This window comes from Azonexus sp. R2A61 (assembly GCF_021401135.1).
In the GTDB taxonomy this organism is placed as follows: Bacteria; Pseudomonadota; Gammaproteobacteria; order Burkholderiales; family Rhodocyclaceae; genus Azonexus.
Genome location: NZ_JACBFO010000002.1, coordinates 111162 through 135099 on the forward strand (window position 1 = coordinate 111162; position 23938 = coordinate 135099).

Consider the following 23938-nt stretch of genomic DNA (forward strand, 5'->3'; position numbering starts at 1 on the left):
GCCGCAACAGATCCGGCATTGCCGCATCGAAGGCATCGCGATGATGGTCTCTCAGATCGGTGGTGAGCACCACAAGAATGGCAACGGCATCCTCAAACGGTCGCATTGAATCGTCTTCTTTGGACAGTTTCCCCCCTGATAGTGCTTTGTTTGAAGCATCCGCTATTGGATGCCAACCTTCCGCTGCTCAGCCCGCACATAGGCGGTGACGTGGGCGACGTCGTCCGGCGTCACCCCTTTCACCGGAGCCATGTCGCCAAACTTCCAGTGATGGGCCCGCACACCGTTGGCCACGGCCAACTGGAACGCCGCATCGGCATGATGTGACGGCTCATAGATCTTGTGCAGCAGGGGCGGTCCCTTTTCCGATCCCTTCAAGTCGCCGCCATGACAGCCCGCACAGTGATTGGCGAACAGCGCCTTGCCCGTGCCGGGATTGGGCATTAGGCCGGGACTGGGTTTGGGAATGCTCCAGCCTTGAGCCTGGGCAAGGCTTGGCAGCATGGCCACAACAAGAGCCACAGGAATCCAATGCGAAAGCTTGTGTCTCATTGCTCCATCCCCCGTTTCATTCGCCACTGCTTGACCAGGGCGTAGATGGCGGGGATGACTGCGAGCGTCAGCACCGTCGAGGAAATCATCCCGCCAACCATCGGCGCCGCAATGCGACTCATGACTTCTGAGCCGGTACCGGTACCCCACATGATCGGCAACAGGCCGGCCATGATCGCCACCACCGTCATCATCTTCGGGCGAACCCGCTCCACGGCGCCTTCCATGATGGCCTCGTAGAGATCGTGCAGGGTTGGCGCTTGGTTTTCCGTCCGGCGCTTGGCCTTCAGCGCTTCCCAGGCATGATCAAGGTAAATCAGCATGATCACCCCGGTTTCCGCTGCAACCCCGGCTAGGGCGATGAAGCCCACGGCGACGGCAACGGACAGGTTGTAACCGAGCAACCACATCAACCAGACCCCGCCGACCAGCGCAAACGGCACCGACAGCATGACAATCAAGGTCTCTGTCAGACGTTTGAAGTTCAGGTAAAGCAGCAGAAAGATGATCAACAGCGTCACCGGGACGACGATCTTCATTTTCTCGATCGCGCGCTCCATGGATTCGAACTGGCCGCTCCAGGTCGCGTAATAGCCCGGCGGGAATTTCACGTTTTCCGCCACCGCCTTCTTGGCATCGGCGACATAGCCACCGATGTCGCGTTCGCGAATGTCCACGAAGATATAGGCGGAAAGCAACGCGTTTTCAGTCCGGATGCCGGGCGTTCCCTTGGCCACCTCGACGCGGGCCAATTGGCCGAGCGGAATCATTGCCCCCTCCATGGTCGGCACCAGCACCTCGCGGGCAATCTGCTGCGGATCGGAACGAAGTTCACGCGGATAGCGCACGGTGACGCCAAACCGTTCGCGCCCTTCGACGGTCGTGGTAACCATCTCGCCGCCCAAGGCCTGGCCGATAACATCCTGCAAATCGCCGACCGCCAGCCCATAGCGGGCCAACTGGGTGCGGTCCGGTTCGATATTCAGGTAAAAACCGCCGGTAATCCGTTCCGCGAAAGCCGAGGTAGTGCCTGGAACTGCCTTGACGACCGTCTCGATTTCGCGGGCCAGTCGTTCCATCTCGTTGAGATCCTTGCCGAACACCTTGATCCCGATTGGCGTCCGGATGCCGGTCGACAGCATGTCGATGCGCGCCTTGATCGGCATCGTCCAAGCGTTCGATACGCCCGGGAACTGCAAGGCCTTGTCCATTTCGGCGATCAGCTTGTCGGTCGTCAATCCAGGGCGCCATTCGGATTCCGGCTTCAGATTGATCACCGTCTCGAACATCTCCGTCGGCGCCGGGTCCGTTGCCGTGTTGGCACGACCCGCTTTGCCATAAACCGATGAGACTTCCGGGAAACTCTTGATGATCTTGTTCTGGGTCTGCAACAGTTCCGCCGCTTTGGTGATCGACATCCCGGGCAGCGAAGCCGGCATGTAGAACAGCGTGCCTTCATTCAGCGTCGGCATGAACTCGGAGCCCAACTTGCTGGCCGGATAAATCGAGACCACCAGCGCGAGCAGTGCGGCCACGATAGTGGTCTTTTTCCATTGCATGACGCCGGCGATGATCGGGCGATAAGCCCAGATCAGGAAACGATTCACCGGGTTTTTCGATTCCGGCATGATTTTGCCGCGAATGAACAGCATCATCAGCACCGGCACCAGCGTCACCGACAGCAATGCAGCGCCCGCCATCGAGAAGGTCTTGGTGTAGGCCAAGGGCGAGAACAGACGTCCTTCCTGGGACTCCAGCGTAAAGACGGGCAGGAAGGAAACGGTGATGATGAGCAGCGAGAAGAACAGTGCGGGGCCGACCTCTTTGCAGGCCGCAATCATTGCCTCGATGCGATCCCCGTGGGTATGATCCTCCGGCAAACGCTCGATGTGCTTATGGGCGTTTTCGATCATCACGATGGCCGCATCGATCATCGCCCCAATGGCAATGGCGATACCGCCCAGACTCATCAGGTTCGAGTTCATTCCCAGCAATCGCATGGCGATGAAGGCAATCAGCACCCCGACCGGCAGCATCAGGATGGCTACCAAAGCACTGCGCATGTGCATCAGGAATACGACGCAGACCAGCGCGACGATGAGACTTTCTTCCGCCAAAGTGCGCGTCAAGGTGTCAATCGCACGGTGAATCAATTCCGAACGATCATAGACCGTCTGGATCGTCACGCCCTCCGGAAGCCCGGCAGAAATCTCACCAATTTTTTCCTTCAAGTTGTGAATGACCTCCAGCGCGTTCTGGCCGTAGCGCGCCATGGCGATACCGGAAACCACTTCACCTTCACCATTCAACTCGGTGAGACCGCGCCGCTCGTCCGGCGCCAGTTCGACACGGGCAATGTCACGAACCAAGACGGGCGTCCCGCCTTGTGACTTAACCACCAGATTTTCAATATCGCCTGTGCCCCGCAGATAGCCCTTGCCGCGCACCATGTATTCGGTTTCCGCCATCTCGACGACACGCCCGCCGACATCGCGGTTCGATTCCCGAATGACCTTTGAAACCGCCGCTAGCGGAATGCCATAGGCGCGCAACTTCACCGGATCAACCGTGACCTGGTAGGTCTGGACGAAGCCGCCAATCGAAGCCACTTCGGCGACGCCATGTGCCTTGGTCAGTTGATAGCGCAGATACCAGTCCTGCAGCGTCCGCAGTTCGGCCAGCGTCTTGTCCTTGGCGAGCAGCGCGTATTGATAGACCCAGCCGACGCCCGTGGCGTCCGGACCGATTTGCGGTGTGACGCCCTTGGGCATGCGGCCGGCGGCAAAGTTGAGGTATTCCAGTACCCGGGACCGCGCCCAATAAATGTCCGTGCCGTCTTCAAAAATGATGTAGACGAAGGACGCGCCGAAGAAAGAGAAGCCGCGAACCACTTTGGACTTCGGCACTGACAACATGGCCGTCGTCAGCGGATAGGTGACCTGATCCTCGACGACCTGTGGCGCCTGGCCGGGGTATTCGGTATAGACGATGACCTGCACGTCTGAGAGGTCGGGCAAGGCATCGAGCGGCGTTTTCATGACCGCAACGACACCACCGACGACAACAAACAGCGTGGCGAGCAGGACGAGGAAGCGGTTGCGCCCCGACCATTCAATGATTTTGGCGAGCATGGTATCCCCTGTCAGTGGCCTGCGTGGGGATTGGCCGCCACTTTTCCAGCCATCGGTTTGATGCTGGTGACGACCCATTCACCTGGTTTGCGCTCGACAAACTCGAAGGCCACCGTCGCACCCGGTTTGAGTCCGCTCAACAGCGCCGGCGTCGCGACCTGGAACTCCATGGTCATGCCCGGCCATTTGAGACTGGCGACCGGCCCGTGATTGAGCGTCAGCATACCTGCCTTGGCGTCGAACCCCTCGACCGTGCCTTCGGCCTGATGCCCGACAGCAGCAGGCTTGGCTGACTCCGGCTTCGGCTGGCTGCCGTGGCTAGCATGGCCGAAACCGCCGACCGCCGCCTTCAGGTTGCTTTCGGCGTCGATCAGGAAATTGGCGGCAACCACCACCGGCTCACCATTCTTGACGCCTTCAAGCACCTCAACATGGTTGTCACTGCGTTGCCCCAGCTTGACCTCGCGTGGCTCGAAACGGCCTTCCTTCGCCTGGACCAGCACGATGCGGCGGGTGCCGCTGTCAATCACGGCCGAGGTCGGTACGGTAACGACTTCTCCCTTTGCGCCGACCGGCAACTCAACCTGGGCGAACATGGCCGGTTTCAGCAACTGACCGGGGTTCGGCAGTTCGACCCGAACCGGCACCGTCCGCGTCTCGGCCTTCAGGGTCGGATAAACGTAGGTAATCGTGCCTTCGAACACTTTGTCCGGGTAGGCATTGATCCTGACCTTGGCTTTGGCGCCGGTCTTGACCTGACCAATGTCTTGCTCGAAGACATCGGCAACCACCCAGACCGCCGAGAGGTCGGCCACCTGATAAAGCGCCTCGCCCGGCATGAAACGCATGCCCTGCAGGGCTTTCTTTTCGGTGACGATGCCGGCGACCGGTGAGCGGAAAGTCAGCGTGCGCCGTGCTTCACCGGATTTTGCCAGCGCCTTGACCTGCTCCTCCGATATATCCCAGTTTTTCAGACGCAACAGGCTTGAATCGGCCAGTTGCTTCATGCCGTCCCGCGCTTGGCCGCCGGCTTCCTTCAGCGATTCGACGCCTTGGGCGGCAATCGCGTATTCGCGCTGGGCGGAAACCAATTCCGGGCTATACACCTCAAACAGCGGCTGCCCCTTGCTGACCGGCTGGCCCGTGACATTGACGTGCAGGCGTTCGACGTAGCCCTCGAACTTAGGAGAAATCGCGTAGATGCGGCGCTCGTCCGGCTCGATCCGACCGGCGGCGCGTACCACCTTGTCAAGGATGCGCAATTGGGCGGCTTCGGTTCGAACGCCCAGTTTCTGTACTTTTTCGGTGCTTATCTTTATCTGGTTGGCCGATGCCGGATCGTCGTCCTGCTCTCCCTCATAGACCGCGATGTAATCCATCCCCATCGGGTCTTTCTTGGGCACCGGCGAGGTGTCGGGCAGTCCCATCGGATTGCGGTAGAACAGCAGCTTTTTCTCTTTCTTGGCCGGCTCGGCCGGGGCGCTGGTGACCGGTGCCGCATCGCCATGGGAAGCGCCGCCACGTCCGCCCAGCCAGTAACCACCACCGGCAGCCACAGCAACGGCAATAACGCCGATGGTCAGTCCTGCACCCTTGTTCATAGATCTTCCCCTAAAAGACGTTCGATTTCGGCCAGACGCATCTGGGCGTCGACTTGGGCCTTAAGCTGGTTTTGTCGGGCCTGCCGGATTTGGCGCTGGGCATCGAGCAAGGTGGCGAAATCGACCTTGCCGGTCTCATACCCGGCCAGCGCCGCCTTGAAGGTCAGTTCGGCCTGCGGCAGTAGGCTGTTGGCCAGCAGGTTTTCCGTGCGGCGGGCGGCTTCGATACCAGCCAGGGCCTCGGCCAGTTCGGCGGAGACTTGGTTGGTAGTGGCTTCCTTGCGCGAGCGGGCGGCATTGAGCATCGATTCCGATTCTCGCTCCTGCGCCCGGCGCGAAGACTGCTGCAGCGGGATATTCAGCTCGACCATCAACTCCCATTCCTTGATGGCGCTCTGGTACTGGATGGGGGATACGCCCAGCGTAAAATCGGGATAGCGGTTTTTGTAGGTCAGGTCGCGGGATTTCTCGGCGGCCTTGATTTTCGATTCGTCGGCGAACAGTTGCGGGTTGCGGGTTCGCACGCGCTCTTCCAACGTGGCGTAATCCAGCGCCACGGGAGTCGGCAGCTTGCGCAACTGCGCTGGTTCCTGCAAGGGCGCATTGCTTGGGCGGGCCAGCAAGGCATTCAGCCGGGCATGCAGGTGGTGCTGTTCGGTTTCCAGCGCAATCAATTCGTTGCGCATGTTGGTCTGCTCAACCTGGGCGCGGATAACATCCTGCTGCGCCGCCAGGCCGCCGGAATAACGAACCTGGGCGACTTTTTCCAGGCGGGTCATCAGGTCGAGGATTTCCCGGGTCAGTTGCTCATTGCGGTGTACGAAATACAACTGGGCAAAATTGACTTTGATCCGCCCGGCAACATCGGCCCAGGTGCCCAACGCACGTCCCTTGGCGCCGTCGGCTTCAAGCTCGGCGATTTCGCGCTTCAGGTCACGCTTGCCGAACCAGGGTATGTCCTGCATCAGCAAGTAACGGGTGCTGCCGACGCGATTTGGGGCTAGCGTGGCACTCTGTTCGCCCATCCGCGTTATGTCACGCAACTCGGTCCGAAACTTCGGGTCGGGCAAGGCACCGGCCGGCGTCACCCGCTCGCCTGACGCTTCGGCCTCGGCCTGCATCGCGGCGTACTCCGGATTGCGTGTCTTGGCATAATTGATCAGGCTGTCCACGTTCGCACCAAGGGCGGCGTCTTGGGCAAGCACGGGCGACCCAAAGGCGGTGGCAAGCGCCAGGATCAAAATGGGTAACGGCCTGAGTCGGCGCATGCGACCTCCCTGCAATATTTGTTTTTATGAAGCATGCTGACAGCGAGAGGTAAGCACCGTCTCGCCGTCAGTCGATTGGGTTATTTGGCGGGTTCGAAATGGACGACGGTGATGGCACCATTCACGTTTTCGGCCATGAAGCGAATCTTATCGCCGGTTTTCATCTGGTCCAACCAGGCGACATTGGAAACCTTGAGTACCATGGTCATCGCCGGCATGTTCAGGTTGGTCAGTGGGCCATGCGACAAGGTTACTTTGCCGGCTGCCTTGTCCACTTTCTTGACCTGAGCGTCGATCATCTGCATTTCAGCAGACGCGGCGCTCGGCGAGGCCATGGCATGCCCGGCATGGTCGCTTGCAGCTTGGGCAGAAACGGCGCCGAGGGTGGAAAAGGCGATCAGTGAGGCGGTGATAAGTGCTTTCATGAGTTTCTCCTGTTTGGGGGATCAATGTTTGGCAAAGATGCTGGTTTCGCCACCGGCCTGGACCAGCATCGTGTTGTAGGGGACGGGTCTCGGGCTTTCCATGCCCGGCGATCCTGGCGGCATCGACGGCACCGCGATGCCGAGGGCTTTCGGTTTTTCCTTGAGCAGACGCTGGATGTCGGCAACCGGCACATGGCCTTCGACCACATAGCCGGCCACCTTGGCGGTGTGGCAGGAGCCCAGCCGATCGGGCATCCCCAATTGTTTGCGGGCCGCCGGGACGTCCATGACGTTGTGCGAGCGGACCTCGAAGCCCGCATTTTTCAGATGATCGACCCACTTGCCGCAGCAACCGCAATTCGGGCTCTTGTAAACATCCACCATTTCGCCGGCCGCCACGGCAGTGGAAAGGCCGGCGCCGAGGACGGAGCTCAAAGCAAGAACAAGAAAGGGGTTACGCATGGCGAAGCTCCTGTGTCAGTCGAGTGGCGTCAGTATGGATAGCCGACGCCAACAATTTGCTGTCCGTCGGATTACATTTTTGTAATCTTTATGGGGTTAATGTTTGTGCGCTCCGTGGTCATGGCTGTGCGCATTTTTGCCCTTGGCCACCGGCTTTTCCTCGACCGGGGCTGCTGGTGCCTCTTCGTGGCCTTCCAGTCCGCCATGGGAATGACCGTCACTGGCTGCCACCAGTTGCTCGTAGGCGGTCGCCGACAGCAAAGGCATCTTTTGCAGGAAGGCCGTCAGGTCCCAAATGGCCTCATCCTCCATGCCGCCCTTCGACCAGGCCGGCATACCGGAAGCCTTGATGCCGTGCTTAATGATCCAGAAATCGCGGGCAGCGTCACGTGACGATGGCGCCGCCGGTTTTTCGGAAAGATTGGGGGGAGTCGGATACAACCCCTTGCCAATCTCCGAATCCGGCGCTTCCGGAGACAGGTGGCAATTGACGCACATTGCCGCATAGTTGCCGGCCCCGCGTCGCACGCGCTCGGGATCGGCAAGATCAGCCGGGGTCTGGATTTCACCCGTACGGCTGGCAATGGCTCTTTCGCGGGCAAACGTCAGCGCCTGGTAGGTGAATGAACTGTGGGGGGTATCGGCGCCGACATCGACGACGCCTGCCACGACGACGATCCCCGCCGTTGCCGCGCCCAAGCCGATGGTTGCCAGAGCACCCCAAATAAATCTGCACATAGTTTTTTCTCAGTAAGGGTATGCGGAGTCCAATTGGTCTTGCTCCGAAATTGCTATTTTGTCTTTACCAAACCAACATCTTGCTGACTTGCGGATTACATTTCCGTAATCTAGGCAATCGGCCTTTAAAAGCGACGGAAAATGCGCCATCAATAGCCAATGATTGGTGGAGAGAACGATGAAAATTCTTGTGGTGGAAGACGAAACCAAAACCGGCTCTTACCTCAAGCAGGGGTTGGTCGAGGCGGGCTTCGTCGTGGATTTGGCCGTCAATGGCCTCGACGGGCTGCATCTGGCGCTGACCGAGGCCTATGATCTGGCGATCCTCGACGTCATGCTCCCGGGCATCGACGGCTGGCAGGTGTTGCAAGGTATTCGCCGAGCCGGCAAGGAAATGCCGGTACTGTTTCTGACGGCACGCGACCAGGTCGAGGACCGGGTCAAGGGACTGGAGTTGGGCGCCGACGACTACCTGGTGAAGCCCTTTGCCTTCTCCGAACTGTTGGCGCGAGTCCGGACCCTGCTGCGGCGGGGCGGCAAGGCGAAGGAGTCCGAGTTCCTGCGCGCCGCCGACCTCGAACTCGACCTGCTGCGCCGCCGGGTCAATCGCGCCGGCAAACGCATCGATCTGACCGCCAAGGAGTTCGCGCTGCTTGAACTGCTGTTACGCCGCCAGGGCGAAGTGCTGCCTCGGTCGCTGATTGCCTCCCAGGTTTGGGACATGAATTTCGACAGCGACACGAACGTCATTGAGGTCGCCATCAAACGCCTTCGGGTCAAGATTGATGAGGGGTACGAACCCAAATTGATTCAGACCGTGCGCGGCATGGGCTATGTTTTGGAGATTACCGATTGACCCCAATCCGCGGCCCCTCACTGACACTCCGGCTGACTCTGCTGTTCGCGCTGGCCTCGGCCTTTGTGCTGTTCCTGCTCGGCCTGCTTATCGGCAATGCGGTTGAGCGCCACTTCGAAGAGCAGGATTTGGATGTGCTGACCGGCAAAATGCAGTTGGCAAGGCATATCTTGGAACGAAAACCAGATAGTCAGCCGAAAGAGACACTGACCCAGCAATTGGACGATGCGCTGACGGGGCATCACGGGTTGATCGTTGCCGTCTATGACCAGAATGGCGAAATGCTGTATGCCAACGAAGCGATGGTGTTTCCGCAGGATCTACTAAGCATTGGCGCGACACCAAGGCGCGAGCAACCCGTCAAATGGAACAGCAACGACGGCCAGCCATGGCGGGGAGTTTCCTCGATGGTCAAAGGCACCGATGGTGGCGTTAGTTACACCGTGGCAATTGCCACCGAAATCACCCATCACGAGCACTTCATGACTTCCTTCCGGCAGACTTTGTGGGGGTTCATGAGCCTGGCGACTCTGGCGATGGGATTGCTCGGCTGGTTTGTCGTCCGGCGCGGCCTGTCGCCTTTACTGGCCATTAAGCGGCAGGCGGCTGAGATCACCGCCAATCGCCTGCATACCCGCTTGCCGGTCGAAGCCATCCCCCGCGAATTGGCGGATCTGGCCGACACATTGAATGGCATGCTTTCGCGCTTGGAAGAGTCCTTTCAGCGCCTGTCGGATTTTTCATCGGACTTGGCTCATGAGTTGCGAACGCCGGTCAGCAATCTGTTGACCCAGACACAGGTCACGCTCTCGAAAGCACGCTCCGCAGAAGACTACCGGGACACCCTGGCGTCGAACACGGAAGAATTCGAACGCTTGTCGCGAACCATTTCCGACATGCTTTTCCTGGCCAAGGCCGACAACAACCAGATCATCCCCAATCAGGAGCCGATAGACCTTGCCGAGGAAATTGGCGATTTGCTGGAGTATTACGGCGTGCTTGCCGAAGAGAAATCGATAGCCTTGTCGCTCACAGGTAACGGCCAAATCGTCGGCGACCGATTGATGTTGCGCAGGGCGGTTAGCAATCTGCTATCCAACGCGCTGCGCCACACGCCGAACGAGGGCAAGGTTACCGTTCGAGTCGACAATAACCGTGAAGGTAGGATTTTGGTCTCCGTCGAGAACACAGGGAGCGATATCCCTACCGAACATTTGCCCCGCCTGTTTGATCGTTTCTACCGTGTCGACAGTTCGCGCCTGCGCACGACCGAAAATTCAGGCTTAGGGCTGGCGATAACCCAATCTATTGTGTTGGCTCATGGCGGGGATGTTGGCGTCAACTCGGAAGGTGGAAAAACGCGCTTCACACTTTCTTTACCCTGTGCCCATCAGTAGGGGGCCGCTTTTTGTAAATCGATCCCGCCAATACCAAGTTCTAACTCAACTACAGGGCTAGAAACAGACGAGGGGGCCATTTGAATCTCTTGTGGGTGTTCAAAACCCATCATCGAGGGAAGGCTAAGGGCTTCGGCGAAACATTTTTAGCCAGTTTCTTCGCTTGACCTTGCCTCTGTAGTAAGGTCAAAGGGTCGCTTACCGCCGCATTGCCGACAATTTCAGCCAGAGTGTCGAATGGCAACTCAGGCCGACAACCGGCCTGATAGCAGTGACAATTGGCAGTCCTAAGCCTTATGTGAAGCTCAACACAAAGGCGATTAGGCGTCCTTCACGAAGATATTTTTGTGTCTTCAAGCAATTCTGCGACATCTACGCCCAATGCCATTGCAAGCCGCTCCAGCCCATCGATAGAGATATTGGTGACGCAGCGTTCGAGTTGCGACACATAAGTTCGGTGGAAATCCGCCAACTCGGCCATTCCTTCCTGGCTTAAGCCCCGCTCCAACCTCAGCCGCCGGACGTTGGCGGCGATCCGCCGGCGAGCCTCCCCCGTTTGATGTTTATACGTACCCATAGTACGGCAGAGAGTGACCCGCTACGGCCTTTGTATCTACAGCGCAAAACTCTACCGTTTATACATCTCGTTTCGGTACAATGATTATTCCATTGCAATACGCCTAAACACGATCCCACGCGAACCGGTTACCGGCCGACGACGTGACCATTAACAGAAGAGCGACCGACCCATGACGAAATCCACGATGAATACGGCCTGGCTGGTCCTCCATGGCCTGGCGATCAGCGTTTGCCTGTCTTCGGCTCCGACGTACGCCGCCTCCGATGCTGCCGCTATTGCCGCCGCCACCCCGTCGGCGAAGCGGTTTCTGGAAGAATTTGGCAACGCCACGTCCCTGGGCAAGGCATGTAGTTACCGGGAAGAAGCGATCGGCCAGTACTACTCCAAGGAATTTGCCCGACTGATCCGCATAGAAGCCAAAGGACCAACCGCCGATCACGACGTCGATCGAGAGGTCGGCATCGCCCTGGTCACGGCCAAGATATACGCCAATCAGCGCACAGCTGGAAGGCGCTTTACGAGCGAGCAATGCGCGATGGCCCGCCAAGCAATCGACGAATCGGTGCCCCGGGGCTATGACAAGCCATAATCACCCAAAGTTGTCGGCCACCCGATTTTTTCCCGCCCCGTCTGTGGGGATTCGTTCTCTGGCGATCACTCTCCTCCTAGGCACCGCGCCCATGCTCGGCTGGTGTTCGGATACCCCGGCATCCGAGCCGCCCCAGATCCAGCGGGAAGTTATCAGCAAGAGCTTGCCGCCAGCCGACACAGTTCATCAGCGAATCTTCGTCAGTTTCGAAGGCAGTCCGAAAATGACGCAGATCCTCCAGGAGAAGCTGAGGGCCAAGGGGTTCGCCGTCGTGGAAGATTCGTCATCGGCGGATGCGCGGTTCAGGTTCAACGGCACCTACATCATCTCGGCCCTGGCTAAGCAGGACATCGTCGGCCCGCTGGGCGAGGTTCTTGAGCGTACGGTCCAGGTGGACGACAAGCCAGCCGATCCGCATTACCAGACCGTCGACCTCCTGCAGATCGGGGCGGTCGGTACCTACCGCGGCGCCATTTCCGTTCCGGATCTCCTGCTCTGGATCAGCCAGAAAACCGGCATCGCCGGGCGTTTCAACAAAATGCTGACCGGCGACCCGCGTGGCTGGTGCTTGAATGAAAAATGCAATCAGGTGCGAAGCTACGTCGAGATGCGCGTGTACGGCGACGGCGTCTTCTGGCGAGTGAAGGCGCAGACTTGGCACGAGAAGCTATTGTTGGATGTCCTTATCGCCGATGTCCTGGAAAACACCCTGGCCCCCTTCTATCAGTTGAAAGCCTCGGATGCGCAAGTCCCCGGCACCAACCTTCCGTGAGTTCGAGATCGTGCCGCGTGCCACTTGGCTCCTTCCCCTCGCGGCGGTTCTTGCGAGTTGCACCGGCCTGGGATCGGCCAAGCCCTACCGCCCGCAGTCTCCGCCCGAATTCCGGACGGCTGCCGCCTCGATCATGGGCAAGGACGTTAATAACTCGGTTCCAGACGACCCCGACAACCCCAATCCCCGCATCCGCCTGCAGCCTTCACCGGGGAAGGCGCCCCTGATCGGAAACCGCCCCGTCGAAGTGCTGGCGTCAAACAACAAGAGCGGCGCCTATGTGGCCTTCACCGGCCAGGTGCCGGTCACCCAATACTTCCGGGTGCTTCACCGGGCCGATTGTGACGACTGGGTCTATCTTCAACCGATCGCTCCTTTCGTGGATTACTACACTTCGGGCGACTACACCGGTGACAAGGCGACTCTGAAATGCCTCAGCAAGGTCCACGAGAGATTTCGGGATAAAGCCGACGAGCGCTTGGCTGGATCGGATGGGGTAGTGTTCGATGCCCAGTCGGCGAAATTCACCGATCGAGATGATTCGGCTTATGGTCCGAGGAAAATACACATGGACGGTTGGGCGATCAAATTTGTCGAGCCCACCTCGGCCGACATCGAGGCTCGCCTCAATGCCAAGTCGCTTTCACCCATTGATATCGTCCAGTTCAAGTCGGCAGCCTACTGGGTGGAGAAACATCGCGTAGCAGCTTTCACGCCGGCACTGAGGAAGGTGCTGCCGCTCGAATCCCCTTTTTCTGCCCTAAATTCCTGGGGTGAAACTGAACATGCGGCACTTCGGGCGCTGGTGATGGCCGAGCCCGCCAATGCCTCGATCGATCCCTATGTGCATATCCTAGAAGCCGGCATCGCCAAAATGCTCGTTCCAGGGTCTCAGTATGCCGTATCCGGTCAGAAGGTTGGGTATGCCCCCTTCTTGGCTGCTAACGTGCTGGTCTGCCGCAACCGACCTGGCACTACCGAAATGCTTGAGCGAGTCATGCTGAATGCAACGATTATTCAACACAAGATGGCTGCGGTGAGGGCCCTGATCGCCTTGGGCGAATCCGATGTAGTCAGCAAGAGCTTGGCCGATGGAAAACTTGGGAATATCTCGTCCAAGGCCCGGGATCTGCTGGCCGGGCATGACCACCTCCCGTTCACCTGCCCAATGATGCTACCAAACGGTTAGCTCGACCGAGCAGTTCTACAAATACTCTCGTCTTGCATGGCCATTCGTTATGGTTTCTTTAAACCATCGCCCCTCGGAATCCTCATCACGCTTTTTATGGCCAAGATATCTGCTGATTGCCGCGCCCATAATACGAAGCACCTGAGAGCTTATCTGGTACTCGTTGCTTCCGTCCCATCGGGGCAGCAATTTCAAAACGGAGATCTCTTCGTGGGTCAAACACTGAAGAACATGACAGGCAGGCATCCAGATAGTTTTCGAATTCAGGCTGTGAATGAACACCTCACCTCTCGTGCTATCAAACCCGGGGATACTGTCATTGATACGAATCTGTGAGCGTCCGGAGCAAACCGTGAAGACATCCGTTACAAAGCTGATACTCAAGTCTTCCAGTGTTTCGCTTTCAAATTGATCCAGCGCCGTCATGGCTGCTCCAAGAGTTTTTTGTTCTGGAAGTATCTTGCGGCTGGCGGTAGCAAGGAAGCCACGAATTCCGCCGAAAAGCCGGGGGTAGGTGTATTAATGGACGTGATCGCCAACATTTCGGAGACACCAGGCCCGCTTCAAGATGATTCAACTGCATATGGCGTTTCAAGAGTCCAATGGAAGACAGAAGCTCCGAATTACCAATCCCCGTCAAATCCTGAGGCTCCCTCCCAATGATTTAATCTTTCCATATTGGGTTCATGAGACAAGTCCGTCCCATACAGATTTCCCTCGATATCAACCCCAGCAAATCCTCCGATCATTGGTAGCCCGTTCGCCGGATTCGAGACATCGTCATCCATCAGGCACATTGGCTCGCATATGTCCAGCGAGGCACACACCGAGTCGGCATCATCAAACAAGCTGCCCAGCCATCTAAACATATTCATTGGCCTCTCCAACGGTCAATCGTCGCTACCGAGGGAAATCCCCCAGCTCACTGCAAAGCAGAACATTGCCGTGGTCGTAATGAACGCCAGCAAGACCGCAGCCGTTGCCAGGCAGTCGAGAAGGCTGGATTCCGGGCTAATCATGGCCTGTGCAATTCCGATAGCAACGGTTGGATACCACGCGTCACGGAACAAGTTTTTCCCCATACGGCGGAGAAATTCAACCCAGTCTGCTCGCGAGAAATTCATTGCCACCTCCTATCTTTCCAGACCAATTTACTCACCCCGTTTCAGCGTTTCTGAAAAACTTCCCGACCGGACGATGGCTGGCGATGTAGCACAGCGATAAAATGCGCCACTTATGCCAACGCAATCGGGCAACCACAAAAGATAGAACCCAAGGGGAAGGCAATGCGCGATGGGACGATGACGGAAGCAGATACTTGCCGCGAATACGTCACGCCGAAGCTAGTTGAGGTCGGCTGGGGTGCCGCACCACACAGCATCGGTGAACAGCGCACCTTCACCAACGGCCGCATCATCGTCGCAGGCGGGAAAGTCCGCCGCGGCCAGCAAAAGCGGGCCGATTACCTGCTCTATTACCGTCGCGACTATCCGCTGGCAGTGGTGGAGGCGAAGGAGATCGGCCTGCCCGCAGAAACCGGCGTACAACAGGCGCGGGAATACGCCGAGATCCTCGGCCTCAAATTCGCCTATGCAACCAATGGTCGCCGCATCATCGAGATCGATTACGTCACCGGCACCGAACGCGAGGTCGACCGCTATCCCACGCCGGATGAATTGTTTGCCCGCCTGACCACTGGTTCCCATTTACCGCAAACCGGTGCGCCACATCTCCTGGAGCCCTTCAATCTGGTTTCCGGCAAGGTACCGCGCTACTACCAGCAAATTGCGATTCACCGAGTCATCGAGTCCATCCTGCTCGGACAGAAGCGGATTCTGGCCACACTAGCCACCGGCACTGGCAAAACCTGCGTCGCATTCCAAATCTGCTGGAAGCTCTGGAACAGCCGCTGGAACCGCACCAGCGAATACCGCCGCCCGAAAATCTTGTTCCTCGCCGACCGCAACATCCTGGTCGACGACCCAATGGCCAAGATGTTCGCTCCCTTCGGCGATGCCCGACACAAGATTGCCGGAGGCGATGTCAGTCAGAGCCGTGACATGTATTTCGGCATCTATCAGGCGCTTTCAACCGCCAGCGCCGATGTATTCCGCCAGTACCGCCGGGATTTCTTCGACCTTATCATCATCGACGAATGCCATCGTGGCTCTAGCCGTGATGAAAGCGCCTGGCGGGCTGTACTCGACTATTTCGAGCCCGCCGTCCAATTCGGCATGACCGCAACGCCGCTACGCGAGGAATCCCGCGACAGCTACGAATACTTTGGCAACCCGGTCTACACCTACAGCCTGCGCCAGGGCATCGAGGATGGCTTTCTGGCCCCGTACCGCGTGCACCGCGTCATCACTACCGTAGATGCCGCCGGCTGGCGGCCCAGCAAGGACGAGCTGGATCGCTACGGCCGAGAGGTGCCTGACGAGGAGTATCAGACCAAGGATTTCGAACGCGTCGTGGCCTTGCGCTCCCGTACCCGGGCAATGGCCCGCCACCTGACCGACCTACTCAAAGGAACCGACAGGTTTGCCAAAACTCTCGTGTTTTGTGTCGATCAGGAGCACGCGGCCGAAATGCGGCAGGAGTTGATCAACCTCAACAGCGACCTCGTCAAGCAGTACCCCGATTACGTCTGTCGTGTCACCGCCGACGAGGGCGCCATTGGCCTGACTCATCTGTCGCACTTCCAAGACGTGGATAAGCCCACACCCGTCATCCTGACTACCTCCCAACTACTGACCACCGGCGTCGACGCCGAGATGGTCAAAAACGTGGTGCTGGCGCGCGTAGTGGGCTCCCGCTCTGAATTCAAGCAGATCGTCGGTCGCGGCACGCGGCTAAAGGTAGATTACGGCAAGGAATATTTCAACATCATCGACTTCACCGGCACAGCCACGCGCCACTTTGCCGACCCGGACTTCGACGGCGATCCGGCGCGGATCGAGGAAGTGACCGTTGATGAAGCCGGCGAGCAAGTCGGGACTGCCGAAGCTGAAGCAGATGTGACGCAGGACGATCTGGCTACTGAATACGAAATGCCCGAAGAACAAATCGGGCCTGGGACGGGTCTGCCGATCGATGAACCGCCGCCCGAGCCCCGCAAGTTCTACATTGACGGCGGCGAAGTCGAGGTCATCGGCCATCTGGTTTACGACCTCGACACTGACGGCAAGAAGTTGCAAGTCGTGAAATATACGGAATACTCCGGCCGTGCCGTACGCACGCTGTATCCGACGCGCGACGCACTGCAATCCGCCTGGGCCAACCCCGACACGCGCAGCGAAGTGCTGCGCGAATTGACCGAGCGTGGCATCAGTTTCGAGGAACTGGCCGCCAGCAGCGAGCAGCCCGATGCAGATCCCTTTGACCTCCTCTGCCATCTCGCCTGGAATGCCCCCCTGCTGACTCGTCGCCAGCGGGCTGACCAGGCGCGCCGCCAGGCACAGGATCTATTTACGCAGCACGGCGAAACCGCCCGCGAGATCCTGACGCTGCTGCTCGAACGCTATATCGAGCGCGGCATCCTCCAATTCAATACACTGTCGGATCTGATGAAAGTCCAACCCTTCGATCGCTACGGCAGCCCTTCCGAAATCGCCACGCGGCATTTCGGCGGGGTACGTGGCATGAAGGACGCGGTTGCACGCCTGCAAACCGCCCTGTACCAATAAAGAAAGTTCAACCCGATGGTCAAAGCAGCATCCACCAGTACAACCGAAAAAAAATCCCGCGCACCGCGTAAAGCCAAAGCCCCCCTCACCACCCGCGAAAACCTTTCCTGCCGGGTCGGCCGGGATTCATGTGAAATCCTCGAAAAACCCTGCTAACCATCGGATTTGGTGTAAAAAATCCAGCGTTGGCTATTTCGACTGATGGCGCCAGCCGGCCTTATGGCTCAACAGTGGCGGATCGAATAATGTACCGCACACCACGTTGAACAAGTGGTTCGAGTTCATTAACCCGCCACAGAACTCTGGCTCAGTCGCGATGGTCATTCCCGTCATTCTCGGGAAAATCCACGACATGAACGGGCTTGCAGGATCAAGGCATGCCTGGATTTCGTCTGGGCCGACCAGTTGAAGCTTGTCGCCTCCTCCGCATGGGTCCGGACTTTCAGTGAAGTAATCCAAGTCGATATCGAGGATAACCGAATCGTGCCCTTGCCCGGAAATCGCCTCGCTTAATTGCTCCAGGGAGTCATAACAGCGGACCAGGTGCTGCCGCCCTTCGATATCCACGAAATTCTTCGGGCATTCATCACGTTGCTTTTGCACAACGTGGATGTCGCCAATCAAATTGAGGTAAGCCGCAGCCAGGATGTGGCCATCGTTTAAGGCATGTAACTTATCCCAGCAAAAGTAACTAACAGCCTTGTAATCGGCCGTATCAAGCGCGCTGAGCCAGTCGCATTCGAGTTCGCAGGGTTGAACAAGATCTTGATGCCAATCCAGAGAAATCAGTGTTGGCGGATTGGGCTGCTCGGCTTGCTTGTTGCGCCACTTGAGCCAATAGAAGAAAGCGAAACGATGGTCCTGAACGATCGCCACTTCGATTGCACGCTGTCTATCAATCGGATGTGCAACGATGTCATAGTAGGTTCCCGGTGGTCGAATGTGCTCGTTGGACTCCATGCTTTCCTAAGTTTTTCGGTTCGCTGATGAGCATGGTGGCGTTGAAACCATGCAACTAGACGTTCATGCGGAATCGCGTTTTGTCGACCACTGAATCGCATCCGACTTGACCGGCTCAATTTGACCCAATCCGGCCTATTCACAAATCAAAATGAAATTTCCACTCCTGGCTCGTTGCTGACTTTCAAGGGGAAAAGTTCTTCGCGAAATAGTCAATCATCTGTGCAGCCTGCGTACCCTTCCGGAATTCCTTCTGCTCAGCGAAATTGAGCGATGGCACTAGGTGGATGAACTGAGTTTCTCCATAAAGCGACATCACCTCTTTCGGATCAAGCAAAGGGGGGCGTAGTCCCGTCAGTCCATTCGCTGCTTCGATGATAGCCCCGATCATGACATCGGCAATCTGCACTGCGGGACTACTTTTCGAGTCGACCTGAGTGACAGAAGTCAGCTTGAGAGGGAACCGAAGACTAGCAATTTTGGATTGTCTGAATTCGACCTCGTGCTGGTGATCGATGTAGCTCTGCAGCAAATCGTGATAGGTCAGTAGGTTTTTTGACTGGTCGTGTTCGACCCGGTATGGCCCATCAGCCATTACCTCCATTCGGCTGATCAAGGACTGCAACACCACCATCGCCGCATCCGTAGTGACACCAGGAGTGGCTATAGCGGACAGACACTCTGGCGATGCCTGCACCAGAGGCCCCAGAGCCTCAGGTAACTCCTGCCATTTCAGGCGCCTGGCCGCTAGCACTAACTCGCGCAGGGCTTCCTGGCTTTTCTCCTTGATTGCGTGCTGGAAGGCAACTAGCAAAGCATCGAATGCCTCACTGCCAAACAAGGTCGGGCCTGCCCTGTAGAGTAAAGAAGCCAGCGAGTAGTTCTGACCATCTTCATAGAAATTGACTCCGCCCTCGTAATAGAAGGGCTCTACAGCGTAGTCGAGGAACATCAAGACCAGCAGAAAGCGCTTGTCGCAGACATAGGTCACGCACTTGTGTTGGGACAGCACGGTGCGTTGCAAGTCTAGAAGCGGCCGGTGGTAGCCAGGCCGGCGTACGAGCGAACGGTATTTGAGTTCAGGAGCTTGCAGTTTGGGAAAATACTCCCGGATCAAGCGTGCTGCCTCGTCATCGCTAATTGCAATGGCAGCAGCCCCTTGAAAGCGCTGCTCTAGGTTCATTAGATCGAACCCCGTGTAACCGCTCTCGTCAATCCGGAAACATTCCATTGGGCTTTTCTCTAGATGGCCAGGGGAACCGACATTTTATGCAGGACGTGTGAATGTCTGCAAAGGTCGAATTACCGTCTTGGCGTTATCCGGACCGACAGTCGGCTTCAGTAGGAAAGAACAGCCGTTAAGGTGCTGGGGATTTCAGCGCCGGCAATGCCCGCTCCTGGCGGGTTGTTGCCTGATGTCACTTGGTCAATGTGGTGATATTTGATGGTCAGGTGCGTTGAGATTGGGCGGTCAATTTAGCCGAGGTTTCGCATTCACGCTTGGGGAACTGGCAACAGCATCCTGGCTGGCCCGAAAAGCCGCATAACGCTGACCTCCCTCATTATTTTTCCGGGTCAAAGAGCGATTCTTGGTTCTCGGCACTTTCTTTGCGCTGTCCGCTGCTTTTCGTTGCCGGTGTCTGATTGACGGTGAGTCTTTGCAGGATTTGTTCCTGGCTGGCCAACACAGCCTTCGCTGCCGTTAATTCAGTCTCCAAGCGGAGCTTGGCTTGATTCGCATCCTTTAAATTTTCTGTGCAGCTTTGGTTTTCCACGACCACTTCATCAACGCGGGCAGCACTCTGGGCTAGGTGCTCTTCCAACTGCTGATTCTTCAGTTCGGAAACAGCCAGATGTTCCCGGGCTGTACGTAGCGGACGAATCTCAGATTCCAAACGATGTAACTCGCTACGAAGATGAGCCTGCTCGCTGGAAAGACGGGCATTGTCCTGGTGGCTGCGGATGAGTTCCTGCTGCTTCGCGTTTACCGTTTCCTTGGCTGCGCGCAATTCGCCCTGCAAGAACTGAATCTGCTGCTCGAACTGTCGCTGATCCAGCTCCCGTTGTTCCTTCGCCGCAGTGCGGAAATGCTCCAGAGCCTCTCTGGCATGCTGGTGCTTTTCTTCCAGCGATACACGGTACGCTTCATCCTTTGCCAGTTGCCCCTCCATGTCCTGGATGCGCTGAGTCATTTGCGCCCGAACGATTCTCTCTTCCTGAAGCGTGGCCAGTGTTTCGGTGTGGGCCATTTTTTCTGCCGCCAGTTCCAAGGCCTGGCGCTCAGCCTGCCCACGGAACGACTCGCTTTCGTTACGTAATGCAGCCATTGCATCATTCAGCGCAGCAATTTCCGCCTTGTGCTTGTCGGTCAGTGCCGCCAAGCGCTGATCGGCTTCCTGATGCAGGCGCTCTGCGAGTCTGGCCGACAGATCCTGGATGGCCTCGCTCACGGCAACGTGAGGCCCCGTACTGCCGCCTTCCTCTTCCTCGATCTCCTTGAGGTAGCGGTGAATCGTGCCTTTCGAGCCGGTGTTGCCCAATTCGCCGCGGATGGCATCGATTGACGGGTAGCGCCCCATCGCCAATAGGTTGTCTCGCGCTCTCACCACTTCTGACTTGTAGATTCCAGCTCTGGCCATAGCATCCTCAAATTTCGTACCGTATTACGTATTACGATATTACATACCAAATCTACAAAATTCAAGGCTGTGAATGTCTATATTATAAGACGCGATAATGGTTGATTATTTCTTGTGATGGGCAACGGAGCGGAAAAACTATGTAGGGATGGTACGAAATGGAAGGTTTGCTTCCTGACAATTTCTGCCCAAAGGCTTTCAAAAACGTGACTCTGGGGTTCGTCGTTCCGTTAGGTAATCCACCACGCCAGTGATTTGATCCATGCGGGTGTGTCGGCGGTAATGCCCCGGGGTTGAAAAATGAAACGAGACCGACCCACAAAAGCCCCCTGTTATTTCAGTGATTGAAATAGCTCTTTCATGTGCTTGAACTCACCACCAACCCGGTCAAGGGTGAATTGATACATCAATGAGTTCTCTGCGAATTTCTGGCGCTCAATATCCATTTCAACGGTATTTCCGTCAGCCGCAGCCTGAGAAGGAACATGATATTTCAGGTTTACGGGTGGCGACTGCCAAGAAGAATTGCCCTTCGAATGTCCCGGCGAGGAGGCGTTCAATTGAAGAGGAGGAGATTGCTCGCCACCAGCGGCCTCAGCAATATCAATATCCATCGCTTTGTAGCCAGGGGTGTCAGCGTTGGCGATATTAGACGCAAGAATTTGCTGCCTATAGGCCCTTATTCCGAGCATTTTTTGTTGGAAATCCTCGTTTTTCTTGCCTAAGCCGTTCTCGTTCGCTGGTAAGTGAGATGAATGCGTTGTGCCAAGAGTCAATTTCCCGGCGGGGTCGAGATTGTCGCTTGAGGCAACATTGGCAGCCGCCGAACGTGCGACGGCGTTTTCAAGGATGCTAGAAAATGTTGCCGAGCTTTGAGTTTCACCTGCGTCGGAGATGCGAGGCGCTGCATTTCCAATAAATCCCCCCGGCCTTACCGGGAACAAAGCTGAAATCTCAGACATAGAAGCTCGTTGGATGAAATACGGCCGTGGGAGCTATTGGCTGTGTCCGATTTCCTAAGGGGTACCGCCCACGCATTGCACTGCCCCCTTGCCTGGGCTGTCAGTGAACGAATGGGCGGTAAGGTGAGCATCTCGCCTAATTCAGGACGAAACGAACACTCTGGCCAGACTTGTCGCCGAGTTTGACTATGGCGACAGCCTTTGTGCCGGCTTGGATCTTGAAGGCTCCTTGGGCACGCAACTGGTTACTTCCAGCTGGCAGCAATTTGGCTTCGGTCTTGTCTGATGCAGACAGCAGCGTTATGGTAGCTGACGCATTTCGGGTATCGACAGGCTGGTCGTGATCGGTCACGTAGAGCGTGATGGAGTCTGTCTTCGCCACCAACTCATAGTTGATGTCCTTGATGACCGATACGACGCCACCATGCTGTGGCTTGGCGTCATGGACGTGGGACTGGCCCGGTTTCTCGGTATGGGCATGGCCCTTATGGTCGTCCGCAGCGGATGCCAGATTAACGAAGCAAGCAAGGAGTAACGTTGAAAGTACCGTGGAAAGTTTCATGGGAGCTCCATGTCAGTTGATAAATCGGTTAATGAAAATTTGGGTTATCGTCGTGCTCGGGTGTGCTGCCGACGTAGGTGCAACCTTCCGGTTGGTGCGCACAGGGTTTTGTTTCGCATTGCAGCGTCGTGTGGACTACCTTGAAGCGGTTGGCCAACACCGTCTGTAAGGCGGGCATCAAAACTTTCTCAGGGGAATAGGTCTGGTCGTAAACCGCATGCGCAGTCAGGCTGGTTTTGCCGGTCGTTAGCGACCAGAGATGCAGGTCATGGATGCTGAGTACGCCTGGCACGGCTAGCATGGCCTGCTCCACATCTCCTAAGTCGATGCCCTCGGGCACGCCTTCGAGCAGGATGTTCAGACTGTCCTTCAGTAAGATCCAGGTGCGTGGCAAAACCCAGAGGCCAATGGCTACAGCCACAAGCGGATCTACCCAGGACCAGCCGGTTAGCTGAATCACCACCGCGCCCATGATCACGCCGATCGACCCCAGAAGGTCGCTCCACACTTCGAGATAGGCACCCTTCACGTTGAGGCTATCTGACTGCCCCCCGCTCAGTAGGCGGATGCTGATCAGATTGACGATGAGGCCGATACTGGCAACCACGAGCATCCCAACCGAATGGATGTCGGGCGGGGAGGTGAATCGTCGGTAAGCCTCAATCAGGATGTAGAGCGCCACGGCAAACAGCAGCAAGGCATTGAAGGCTGCCGCCAGAATCTCAAAGCGGTGGTAGCCATAGGTTCGCCGGCGATCGGCCGGGCGCCGGGCAACGCGAATGGCCGCCAATGCGATGGCGAGCGCAGCAGCATCGGTCAACATGTGCGCGGCATCCGAGATGAGAGCTAAGCTGCCGGTCAGTACGCCGCCAATGACTTCGGCAATAAGAAAACTGCCAGTCAGCGCCAGGGCAAAGCGCAGGGCACGCTCGTTTTCGGTACTCGGGAGCGCGTGGGTGTGACTCGAACTCATGCGGCCCCTCCTTGATCATCGGGGCGTCGCTTCCATTTCTGCTTCGTCATCTGGAGACGAAGCAGAAGGTTTTTTGAATATTTTGGTGCCTTACCGCGCCTGCCTTCCCGCCAGCAAAACCATCCGTAAAGCACCAGAAAAGTCAGAATCAGCCCCAGAGTAAGCATGAGGAACTGGAACCCAAGGTGGCTGTGGATCATGTGCTTGACCATGAGGGATGACAGCAAGCTCAGGACTGCTGCGCCTTGCCGCAATTCGGGCAAAACTTAGTACCCGGGGCGAGGTTCGCATTGCAGTCCGCACAATTGCTGGGCACCAAGGCTGTGCCGCATTGGGCGCAGTAGCGTCCCCCAGGGTTGGTCGCAGAGCCGCACTTCGGGCATGAGGGGCCACCGGTAGCGCTATTGGTGGGTGGCGCTGAATTTGAGGGATAACGATTCCCCCAGCCATGATGTCCGCTGTTCCGTTCACGGCCATGATGATCTCCGCCATGCGAACCGGCGACTCCTCGCAAGAGTTTTTCAAAAAATCCCATAACAGCCTCCGTAGTTGAGTAGATGAATGAGTGACCGACGGTTTATGCCGAATCTGGCACT

At 57.2% G+C, this 23938-nt stretch carries 23 protein-coding genes; 6 read left to right on the forward strand and 17 right to left on the reverse strand.

The features are described 5' to 3' along the window. Positions 1 to 162: 162 nt before the first annotated feature. The 7 genes from L0962_RS05685 to L0962_RS05715 form a co-directional block, all read right to left on the reverse strand. Positions 163 to 552 carry a c-type cytochrome gene (locus tag L0962_RS05685; RefSeq protein WP_027458827.1) on the reverse strand — a complete coding sequence of 130 codons (390 nt, stop codon included), beginning with the start codon at positions 550 to 552 and terminating at the stop codon, positions 163 to 165. Further along, the gene (locus tag L0962_RS05690; protein ID WP_027458828.1) at positions 549 to 3683 is read right to left on the reverse strand and encodes an efflux RND transporter permease subunit; all 3135 of its coding nucleotides are present in this window, start codon (positions 3681 to 3683) and stop codon (positions 549 to 551) included. Before L0962_RS05690 ends, L0962_RS05685 begins: the two co-directional genes overlap by 4 nt. An 11-nt stretch (positions 3684 to 3694) precedes the next feature. Continuing rightward, the gene (locus tag L0962_RS05695; protein WP_234085392.1) at positions 3695 to 5284 is read right to left on the reverse strand and encodes an efflux RND transporter periplasmic adaptor subunit; all 1590 of its coding nucleotides are present in this window, start codon (positions 5282 to 5284) and stop codon (positions 3695 to 3697) included. Further along, complete coding sequence (locus L0962_RS05700) at positions 5281 to 6489, reverse strand: TolC family protein (RefSeq protein WP_232422798.1); 1209 nt, start codon at positions 6487 to 6489, stop codon at positions 5281 to 5283. Before L0962_RS05700 ends, L0962_RS05695 begins: the two co-directional genes overlap by 4 nt. Before the next feature lie 143 nt (positions 6490 to 6632). Continuing rightward, complete coding sequence (locus tag L0962_RS05705; RefSeq protein ID WP_027458831.1) at positions 6633 to 6977, reverse strand: copper-binding protein; 345 nt, start codon at positions 6975 to 6977, stop codon at positions 6633 to 6635. Positions 6978 to 6998: 21 nt separating this feature from the next. After that, complete coding sequence (locus L0962_RS05710) at positions 6999 to 7439, reverse strand: DUF411 domain-containing protein (RefSeq protein WP_205205072.1); 441 nt, start codon at positions 7437 to 7439, stop codon at positions 6999 to 7001. 96 nt (positions 7440 to 7535) lie between these two features. Next, complete coding sequence (locus tag L0962_RS05715) at positions 7536 to 8108, reverse strand: cytochrome c (protein WP_234085393.1); 573 nt, start codon at positions 8106 to 8108, stop codon at positions 7536 to 7538. Between the two features lie 247 nt (positions 8109 to 8355). Here L0962_RS05715 and L0962_RS05720 point away from each other — a divergent pair, with 247 nt between their 5' ends. After that, positions 8356 to 9033 (forward strand): heavy metal response regulator transcription factor, encoded by a 678-nt coding sequence (locus tag L0962_RS05720; protein ID WP_027458833.1) that lies wholly within the window; start codon positions 8356 to 8358, stop codon positions 9031 to 9033. Next, positions 9030 to 10430: a heavy metal sensor histidine kinase gene (locus tag L0962_RS05725; RefSeq protein ID WP_234085394.1), complete on the forward strand. Its 1401-nt coding sequence runs from the start codon at positions 9030 to 9032 to the stop codon at positions 10428 to 10430. The genes L0962_RS05720 and L0962_RS05725 overlap by 4 nt, the downstream gene beginning before the upstream one ends. 331 nt (positions 10431 to 10761) lie before the next feature. Here L0962_RS05725 and L0962_RS05730 read toward each other — a convergent pair whose 3' ends face one another. Next, positions 10762 to 11007: a helix-turn-helix domain-containing protein gene (locus L0962_RS05730; protein ID WP_234085395.1), complete on the reverse strand. Its 246-nt coding sequence runs from the start codon at positions 11005 to 11007 to the stop codon at positions 10762 to 10764. A gap of 172 nt (positions 11008 to 11179) precedes the next feature. Between L0962_RS05730 and L0962_RS05735 the strand changes: the two genes are divergently transcribed. The 3 genes from L0962_RS05735 (at position 11180) to L0962_RS05745 (ending at position 13560) form a co-directional block, all read left to right on the forward strand. Further along, the gene (locus L0962_RS05735; protein ID WP_234085396.1) at positions 11180 to 11599 is read left to right on the forward strand and encodes a hypothetical protein; all 420 of its coding nucleotides are present in this window, start codon (positions 11180 to 11182) and stop codon (positions 11597 to 11599) included. A gap of 91 nt (positions 11600 to 11690) precedes the next feature. Continuing rightward, positions 11691 to 12371, forward strand: a complete 681-nt coding sequence (locus L0962_RS05740) for a hypothetical protein (protein ID WP_234085397.1) — start codon at positions 11691 to 11693, stop codon at positions 12369 to 12371. Then, positions 12340 to 13560, forward strand: a complete 1221-nt coding sequence (locus tag L0962_RS05745; protein ID WP_234085398.1) for a hypothetical protein — start codon at positions 12340 to 12342, stop codon at positions 13558 to 13560. The genes L0962_RS05740 and L0962_RS05745 overlap by 32 nt, the downstream gene beginning before the upstream one ends. A 15-nt stretch (positions 13561 to 13575) precedes the next feature. Here L0962_RS05745 and L0962_RS05750 read toward each other — a convergent pair whose 3' ends face one another. Both L0962_RS05750 and L0962_RS05755 read right to left on the reverse strand, forming a co-directional pair. Then, positions 13576 to 13986, reverse strand: coding sequence for a hypothetical protein (locus tag L0962_RS05750; protein WP_234085399.1), 411 nt, complete (start codon positions 13984 to 13986; stop codon positions 13576 to 13578). A gap of 464 nt (positions 13987 to 14450) precedes the next feature. Continuing rightward, entirely contained in the window at positions 14451 to 14684 is a 234-nt protein-coding gene (locus L0962_RS05755; protein WP_234085400.1) for a hypothetical protein, read from the reverse strand. 162 nt (positions 14685 to 14846) lie between these two features. Here L0962_RS05755 and hsdR point away from each other — a divergent pair, with 162 nt between their 5' ends. Continuing rightward, positions 14847 to 17246, forward strand: a complete 2400-nt coding sequence (hsdR, locus tag L0962_RS05760) for an EcoAI/FtnUII family type I restriction enzme subunit R (protein WP_234085401.1) — start codon at positions 14847 to 14849, stop codon at positions 17244 to 17246. A gap of 189 nt (positions 17247 to 17435) precedes the next feature. Here hsdR and L0962_RS05765 read toward each other — a convergent pair whose 3' ends face one another. From L0962_RS05765 to L0962_RS18285, 7 genes are all read right to left on the reverse strand, one after another. Then, a complete protein-coding gene (locus tag L0962_RS05765) occupies positions 17436 to 18206 on the reverse strand; it encodes a UPF0489 family protein (protein ID WP_234085402.1) in 771 nt (256 codons plus the stop codon). Between the two features lie 184 nt (positions 18207 to 18390). After that, complete coding sequence (locus L0962_RS05770; protein ID WP_234085403.1) at positions 18391 to 19437, reverse strand: DUF3800 domain-containing protein; 1047 nt, start codon at positions 19435 to 19437, stop codon at positions 18391 to 18393. Positions 19438 to 19768: 331 nt separating this feature from the next. Then, on the reverse strand, positions 19769 to 20845 hold the full coding sequence (locus L0962_RS05775) for a DNA-binding protein (protein WP_234085404.1): 1077 nt from the start codon (positions 20843 to 20845) through the stop codon (positions 19769 to 19771). Positions 20846 to 21177: 332 nt separating this feature from the next. Beyond that, positions 21178 to 21807, reverse strand: coding sequence for a flagellar basal body rod protein FlgB (gene flgB / locus L0962_RS05780; RefSeq protein WP_234085405.1), 630 nt, complete (start codon positions 21805 to 21807; stop codon positions 21178 to 21180). 136 nt (positions 21808 to 21943) lie between these two features. Next, positions 21944 to 22369, reverse strand: a complete 426-nt coding sequence (locus tag L0962_RS05785; RefSeq protein ID WP_234085406.1) for a hypothetical protein — start codon at positions 22367 to 22369, stop codon at positions 21944 to 21946. 28 nt (positions 22370 to 22397) lie between these two features. After that, the gene (locus tag L0962_RS05790; protein WP_234085407.1) at positions 22398 to 23342 is read right to left on the reverse strand and encodes a cation diffusion facilitator family transporter; all 945 of its coding nucleotides are present in this window, start codon (positions 23340 to 23342) and stop codon (positions 22398 to 22400) included. Between the two features lie 229 nt (positions 23343 to 23571). Next, on the reverse strand, positions 23572 to 23877 hold the full coding sequence (locus L0962_RS18285) for a zinc ribbon domain-containing protein (RefSeq protein WP_367398018.1): 306 nt from the start codon (positions 23875 to 23877) through the stop codon (positions 23572 to 23574). Positions 23878 to 23938: the final 61 nt, after the last annotated feature.